Raw genomic sequence first — 2,745 nt, 5'->3', positions numbered from 1 at the left:
AGGAAAAGATCCATTCGAAAATTTTTCAATTTCCGAATGGATCTTCTTAATTTAGGGACTTATGTCACAGCCCCTTTAGTATTTAAATGGCGTTAAGCATTATCGCTTGTAGTTCAAATTGTTCAATTCTTTAACAATCTGCCCATGTTTAGCATCCAAATTGTAGAACATGGCAACAATAATCATTAAGACCGTCAAAATTGCTGGCAAAGCGTAGAATAAAATGTTCAAACCACTTACTACAGATGGCGTTATTGCCTTCGGACTAAAGTGAATCCACGAAAGCGCATAACCTGCCAAAGCCGAACCAATGGCCATCCCGACCTTAGTAGAGAAACTATAACCAGCATAAAGCGTTCCTTCTGAACGAACCCCAAACTTCCATTCGTTATAGTCAACTGAATCGGCATTCATTCCAAATACTGACGAAGCAGATACAGCCCCAATAACGTTGCCGGCCAAGTAAACAATAGTAAACAGTACTAAATTATGCTCCAAGAATGGTAGGAAAATATATGAAATTAACATCCCTACATTACCAATAATGTTGGTTTTACGGTGACCAAACTTGGCAATCATTTGTGATGAGAACAAGGTCGATAATAATTGGCCAACATACAAGACTGGTAAAAGAATCGAAATCATCATTGGTGACTTCAAAACATAGTTAGCAAAATAAATCGTAATGGCAACGATAACCCCGATGCGAATAAACAGTAATAATGAAAGCAAGACCGTCGTCACCCACGCGCGATTCCGGAAGGCATTCTTGTAAGTTGACAGGATACTTGCCTTATGCTTGGCTTGCACTTGTTCTGAAAAGTCGTCCAAATAGCGTTCTTTACAATTATGACTAACAATTTCAAAGCCAACAATTCCGACCAGTGCAAAAATAATTGCGGTAATAAAGAAACCTAAGCGATCATTGCCGTGACCAAAGAATTTAACAATTGGCATTGCCAGCCCAGTAACAAAAATACTACCAATAGCTGCAAAAGCTACCCGCAAACTGGACAATTGCGCCTTTTCAGCCGAATCACGGGTCATTAATGTCATCAACGAACCATAAGGAACATTAACTAATGAATAGAAAATCCCAACTAAGATATACGTGATATAAGCATAAATAACCTTAAATAATGTAGAACCTGGGAAGTAGCAGAATGTTAAAATATAGATGATCGCCAGTGGAATGATCCCATACCGTATATACGGAAGAGTTCTTCCCAACTTGGTGTCTGTCCGATCAACAAAACCACCAATCACAGGGTCAATAACAGCATCTAACATCCGGGCAACCAGAAAAAGCGTCCCGGTAAATGCCACCGGAATTAAAGCAACATTAGTATAAAAGAATAGCAGATAACTCCCTATTAATCCCCATACCAAGTTACTTGAAAAATCGCCAATCCCATAGCTAACTTTTTCTTTGATTTTTAAACCAACATGGCTGTCAGCCTTATTTGTAGTCGAATCCATAGCAATTTTCCTTTCATACAATTTAATTTCTTTCCTTGTACATGTACAGTTTTCATTGTATGAAAGTAGGTGTACCAATTATTCTGAATACTTATGAAACCGCTTACTATTAATTGCTATTTATTTTTCAGCAACTGCTATTTGAAAAATAAATAACATATTTTTGTGAATGAAGTTGTTATTTTTATACTTTCCAAAGCTGATATAGGTATATTTCATTAGGCTTCAAACTGTATTTTAAAGAAAAATCCTTTTTTATCGATAAAAGCTTCAATTGCAAGTCAGGTAAACAGGTTTGCTTTAAATAGTCTAATTCTTCTTTTTCGACATCTTTTGGGAATCCCCAATCAATATACTTCTTCAATGGATCGCCATGTCCCTGTCCCAACACATAGCGATGCATATAATAATTGCCGCTTTTAAGGTCTTTAATCACTATTTCACCATTCAATTCTGTTTCATCACCAAATATCTTATACAATCGTTCAGGATGTAATTCATTTTCTCGAATAAGCGAATAATATGTATTAAAATACTTGTAGTTCATTATCAAAATATTGAGCCCACTTAGCCCATTGCTTGTAATCATAATGTTATCTTTATTATAAAGAACATCGCCATTCATTTTGCGCAGAAATTCAAACGCATAATAGGCTGGTTTTTTGATTCCATCTTTAGTTATCAAACCAACCCCGCCAGTAAATAAGTAATCACTCAAATAGCCAGTATCAAGATAGTCTGTAATATCACTCATTCGCCAATAACCTAAAATATCAACATTGTCGAGGTTTTGGATAATATTATTTAACAAAAAATTGGCTTTAAATAAACTATCATTAACATAATTAAAGTCAGAAATAGATATGTTCCATTCAGTAACATAGAGCGGTTTATTAATCTCGTCAGTTTCGATTAGTTTTTTTATATCAATAATTTTGTTTAGCAGATCCTTAATGTCACTAGACGTCGCATTTAATCTTCTTGGCCCACTATCATCAGTACTTCCCTTATCAAAATCCTGATTATAAACGTATATGGACACAAAATCTGGCAAATGATGATCATGCCAAGCTTTTAAAAAAGTATCTGCACTACGAATATCCAAATCTGTAGATAGTCCACATCCCCCAAAATGGGTTAGTGGAGAATATTTTTTAATAATACTGTACAAACTATCAAAGTTTTTCAAAGGTGGATTATAGAATGAAGTTAGCCACCTAATTGGTGGTAAATGCAAAAACGCCATTCGGCGTGACATCAGGTATC

The 2,745-nt window shown here is 35.4% G+C and carries 2 protein-coding genes; both read right to left on the bottom strand.

Annotation, left to right across the window (positions count from 1 at the left end; genetic code table 11):
* Positions 1-99: 99 nt before the first annotated feature.
* Complete coding sequence (locus tag QOR82_RS08930; RefSeq protein WP_283584394.1) at positions 100-1,479, bottom strand: glycoside-pentoside-hexuronide (GPH):cation symporter; 1,380 nt, start codon at positions 1,477-1,479, stop codon at positions 100-102.
* 184 nt (positions 1,480-1,663) lie between these two features.
* A partial coding sequence (locus QOR82_RS08925; RefSeq protein WP_283584393.1) for a GH39 family glycosyl hydrolase occupies positions 1,664-2,745 on the bottom strand: 1,082 nt, incomplete at its 5' end.

The sequence above is a fragment of the Limosilactobacillus difficilis genome, from assembly GCF_947387495.1.
GTDB classification, from domain to species: Bacteria; Bacillota; Bacilli; order Lactobacillales; family Lactobacillaceae; genus Limosilactobacillus; species Limosilactobacillus difficilis.
Note: the sequence above shows the minus strand (reverse complement) of the source record. Positions and strands in the feature narration are given on the sequence as shown.

What these genes read in the sequence shown, in the direction of transcription:
- QOR82_RS08930 (WP_283584394.1), bottom strand. Translation starts at nt 1,479, where the DNA reads ATGGATTCGACTACAAATAAGGCTGACAGCCATGTTGGTTTAAAAATC.